This is a genomic window from Chamaesiphon sp. GL140_3_metabinner_50, from assembly GCF_025361915.1.
Classification (GTDB): domain Bacteria; phylum Cyanobacteriota; class Cyanobacteriia; order Cyanobacteriales; family Chamaesiphonaceae; genus Chamaesiphon.
Genome location: NZ_JANYJC010000110.1, coordinates 1 through 4,959 on the forward strand (window position 1 = coordinate 1; position 4,959 = coordinate 4,959).

General features: G+C 46.9%; 3 protein-coding genes and 1 pseudogene. 1 reads left to right on the top strand and 3 read right to left on the bottom strand.

The features are described 5' to 3' along the window. Positions 1–23: 23 nt before the first annotated feature. Positions 24–1,814 carry a translational GTPase TypA gene (gene typA, locus Q0R35_RS05945; RefSeq protein WP_295615174.1) on the bottom strand — a complete coding sequence of 597 codons (1,791 nt, stop codon included), beginning with the start codon at positions 1,812–1,814 and terminating at the stop codon, positions 24–26. Between the two features lie 308 nt (positions 1,815–2,122). Here typA and Q0R35_RS05950 point away from each other — a divergent pair, with 308 nt between their 5' ends. Continuing rightward, positions 2,123–3,259, top strand: coding sequence for an ATP-binding cassette domain-containing protein (locus Q0R35_RS05950; RefSeq protein ID WP_295615175.1), 1,137 nt, complete (start codon positions 2,123–2,125; stop codon positions 3,257–3,259). 136 nt (positions 3,260–3,395) lie between these two features. Here the strand turns inward: Q0R35_RS05950 and Q0R35_RS05955 are convergent, their stop codons facing one another. Both Q0R35_RS05955 and Q0R35_RS05960 read right to left on the bottom strand, forming a co-directional pair. Then, on the bottom strand, positions 3,396–3,977 hold the full coding sequence (locus Q0R35_RS05955) for a pentapeptide repeat-containing protein (protein WP_295615176.1): 582 nt from the start codon (positions 3,975–3,977) through the stop codon (positions 3,396–3,398). A gap of 232 nt (positions 3,978–4,209) precedes the next feature. Then, positions 4,210–4,959: pseudogene (locus Q0R35_RS05960) on the bottom strand (photosystem II q(b) protein); the annotation flags it as partial.

Sequence of the window (4,959 nt, forward strand, 5' to 3'; positions counted from 1 at the left end):
AAAGGAGCAAATAGCCTTCTAACTTAACGTCGAGCTAACTTCTTGCTAATCTTCCGCAACCGAATCGATAGAGGAGTAACTTCGACCAACTCATCGCCACTGATATATTCTAGAGCGCGTTCGAGCGTCATATCGATCGGAGTTTTCAACTGTACCAATTCTTCCCCACCAGAGGCGCGGTGGTTGGTAAGTTGCTTGCTCTTACAGATATTCAGTTCTAGATCTTGCGGACGGTTGTTTTCACCGACGATCATTCCTTTATAAACCTTAGTACCAGGCTTAATAAAGAACGTCCCGCGATCTTCAGCACCCATCAGTGCGTAGTCTGTCGCCGTACCTTCTTCAAAGGAAATCAGTACGCCATTCCGACGAGCGGAAATATCGCCACAAGTCGGACGGTATTCGAGGAAACTGTGATTCATAATCCCAGCACCGCGCGTCATCCGCATGAATTCACCCCGGAAACCGATCAAACCGCGTGCGGGAACGACGAATTCGAGGTTAGAACGACCGTTCATCCCCACGACCATATCCTGCATTTCACCCTTGCGTTGACCGAGACGTTCGATACAGCTACCGACGGCTTCTTCAGGGACATCGAGAGCGAGTAATTCAAATGGTTCGCACTTTTGACCGCCAACTTCGCGGTAAATTACTTGAGGCTGGGAGACTTGGAATTCAAATCCTTCCCGACGCATATTCTCAATCAGAATACCGAGGTGAAGTTCTCCGCGTCCAGCTACTGCAAATTTATCGGCTTCATCGGTTTCTTCAACGCGCAGGGCGACGTTAGTTTCCAACTCGCGGAATAGTCGGTCGCGAACTTGGCGCGAGGTGACGTTTTTGCCTTCGGTACCCGCAAACGGCGAATCATTCACACAGAATGTCATCTGCAAAGTAGGTTCGTCTACTTTAATCATGGGTAGAGCCATTGGCTCGCTAGGACAGGTAATCGTTTCCCCGATATTGGCATCGGCAAATCCAGTTACCGCCACGATGTTACCCGCAGTCGCACTCGGAATTTCGATCCGCTTCAAGCCATCGAAGCCCAAGAGCTTGGTAATCCGCGTTTTGACTATCGAACCATCTTCTTTAATCAGCGCGGCTTGCTGACCCATTGTAATGGTGCCGTTGTGGATTTTACCAATTACGATCCGACCTAAATAATCTGAATAATCGAGGGTGGTAACTTGCAGTTGCAAGGGCTTATCGGAGTCGCCGATTGGGGGTGGAACATGGCGTAAGATCGCCTCAAACATCGGCACCATATCGGTACCTTTGGTTTCCATATCGTTCTGGGCATAACCACCGATTCCCGAAGCAAACAGGTGAGGGAAGTCGCACTGGTCGTCATCAGCACCGAGTTCGAGGAATAAGTCTAAGACTTTATCCACTGCTACGTGGGGCGATGCTTGTTCGCGATCGATCTTATTGACAACTACAATCGGTCGTAAACCCTTTTCTAGGGCTTTTTTCAGCACGAAGCGAGTTTGGGGCATTGGCCCTTCATTAGCATCGACAATCAGGATACAGCCATCAACCATGCCCAATACCCGCTCGACTTCACCACCGAAGTCGGCGTGTCCGGGGGTATCGATGATATTAATTAATGTCTCTTTGTACTTGACGGCGGTATTTTTAGATAAAATTGTGATTCCACGCTCGCGCTCGATGTCGTTGGAGTCCATCACACAAATCGGCACGTCCTCCCCTTCGCGGAAAACACCGGATTGTTTTAAAAGTGCATCAACAAGGGTGGTTTTACCGTGGTCTACGTGCGCGATGATGGCTACGTTACGAATGGGAATGCTCATAAATTGTGGAGTTAGTACTCGAATACGATCCGATCTAGACGGTGGAAATTTACTAATCTTTGTAAATATCTATGAATAATTGTAGCCGATCGCGGGTACTGTTGCGTTCGGTAATTGCGATCGCCTTGGGATAGGGAATAGGGAATAGGGAATAAGGAATGGTGAATAGTGGATAGTGGATAGTAAATGGTGAATAGGGGATAGTACATGGTGAATAGGGGATAGTAAATGGTGAATAGGGGAAAATCCAAGACTCCTTACTCCTTACTCCTTACTTCTTACTCCTTACTTCCTACTCCTTACTCTCTATGTCTAGTGTCAAACTCGAACAAATCAGCCGTAAATTTGCCAGTAACGCAGCCGCGTCAGAGCAGCGATTTATTGGGGTGGATGATATTTCGCTAGAGATTCCCGATGGCGAATTTTGGGTATTAGTCGGGCCATCTGGATGCGGTAAATCGACGTTACTCCGCATTATTGCTGGATTAGAGACGGCGACTAGTGGTAATATCTACATCGGCGATCGATTGGTAAACCAGGTACCCGCCAGACAGCGCGATGTGGCGATGGTATTTCAAAATTATGCCCTTTACCCCCACATGAGTGTGGCTGAAAATTTGGCATTTGGGATGCAAATGCGCGGGATGGATAAATCGACGATCGAACGGCGAGTTATAGATGTGGCAAAATCGTTACAGATCGATATGTTACTCGATCGCAAGCCCAAACAATTATCTGGCGGACAGCAGCAACGTGTCGCACTCGGTCGCGCCATTGCCAGATCTCCGCAGGTATTTTTATTAGATGAGCCACTATCGAATCTCGATGCGGGGTTGCGCGATAGTACTCGTGCCGAATTAAAACAACTGCACCAACAAGTTGGCATTACGACAATTTATGTCACTCACGATTGTACCGAAGCAATGACGCTTGCCGATCGGATCGTCGTTCTCGATCGCGGATATATCAAACAAATTGGTACTCCAGATGAAATATACCATCATCCAGTCGATCGGATGGTGGCAACTTTTATCGGTTCGCCACCGATGAACATTATTCCAGCAATCTATCAAAATGGGATCTGGCAAATCGGCAATAGTCAGATTGCTTGTCCCGCAGAATTAACGTCCCAATTACAGTTACGCAGCGGACAAGGCTTAGATTTAGGCATTCGAGCTGAATACTTAACTATCTGCCCAAATTCGACTCCAGATGCTCTATTTGCAACTATTAGAGGCATCGAATCTCAAGGTCGAGAAACCCTAGTTAAGGCGCAAATTAACGGTACCTCTACCAATATAAATTTGCTAGCAACACCCAACTGGATCGAAAAAAATTCAGGCGAATCTCGCACGTTGCTGGGTAAGCAATTAACGATCGCATTATCACTAGAATGGCTATTTATTTTCGATCCGAGTACAGGAAGGAAGTTGTTCCCTCGCTAGTCTCACTGGGGAGCAACTGAGCCTACATATCTTTAAATCTGGCTCCCTTCTCCTGAGGGAGAAGAGCTGGGGATGAGGGCAATTAACCTACGCTAAACAAGTGGAATGCTCCCGTCTCACCGTGAATCTACGCTGTTTATTTCAAAATTGCATAACGAAGATCGACTTGGGTCAAATCTACACCAATTAACGACACACTACTGAGGTTAATATTATCAAAAATTGCCCGATCGAATTTTACACCGCAAAGATTTGCCCGATCTAGCGTCGCACCAGTCAGATTCGCACGACTCAGATTTGCGCCTGAAAAATCTACACCCGTAAGGTTGGCATAGCGCAGATCCGCACCGACGAGATTGACTTGGCGGAGATTGGCTCCTTGCAAATCTGCCAATCGGAGATCGGCTCTGCTCAAAGATGCGCGATGGGCATCGATATCGATTAAAATTGCCCTGATTAAGGTTGCTTCGTTGAGATTAGCAGACATCAAGCTAGCACTGGCTAAATTCGATCGCCATAAATTGGCTCTAGTCAATACTGCGGCTGACAAATTCGCGCATTGTAAATTAGATCCCCACAGATTGGCGTTAGCAAGTTGAGATTGGCTTAGGTCGATTCTTGCCAAACATCTTTCAGTCAAACAGGCATCTGATAAATTTGTGAGCTTAAAGTCTCGCTCTCCATTGTCGTATCGTCCGAGCAACTCATCCGTATTCATTGTTAGTTTTCTCCCAGAGACGCTGCACAAACGTGGCTGTACTACCTGTCGATCTCAGTCCGATCGAATCCACGTTCTAAAGTTGGGCTGAGTCGATCGCTCTAAATCTACTATTTATTGTTAAATATTGTAACAAAATCTAGACATAATTACAAATAGTCTACGCTTTCCTATGCTTTAAAAGCCCCCTCACAACTGTGAGGGGGCTGTTCCGACCTGAATCAAACCGATATTAACCGTTGATAGCAGGAGCAGTTAGAGCAACAGGAGTAGCTTCACCAGCAGCTAGGTCAAGAGGGAAGTTGTGTGCATTTCTTTCGTGCATTACTTCCATACCGAGGTTAGCACGGTTGATGATGTCCGCCCAGGTGTTGATGCCGTGACCTTGTGCATCGACAACTGATTGGTTGAAGTTGAAACCGTTGAGGTTGAAGGCCATTGTGCTTACGCCCAAGGATGTGAACCAGATGCCGACTACAGGCCATGCAGCTAGGAAGAAGTGCAAGGAACGGCTGTTGTTGAATGATGCGTACTGGAAGATTAAGCGACCGAAGTAGCCGTGTGCTGCAACGATGTTGTAAGTTTCTTCTTCTTGTCCGAATTTGTAACCGTAGTTTTGGCTTTCAACTTCGGTTGTTTCACGAACTAAGCTGGAAGTTACTAACGAACCGTGCATTGCGGAGAATAACGAACCACCAAATACTCCAGCTACGCCGAGCATGTGGAAAGGGTGCATTAAGATGTTGTGCTCTGCTTGGAAGACGATCATGAAGTTGAACGTTCCGGAGATACCCAAAGGCATACCGTCAGAGAATGAACCTTGTCCGATTGGGTAGATTAAGAATACTGCGGTTGCTGCTGCTACTGGAGCGGAGTAAGCAACACAGATCCAAGGACGCATACCTAAGCGGTAGGAAAGTTCCCACTCACGACCCATGTAACAGAAGATGCCGATTAAGAAGTGGAATACTACCAGTTGGTA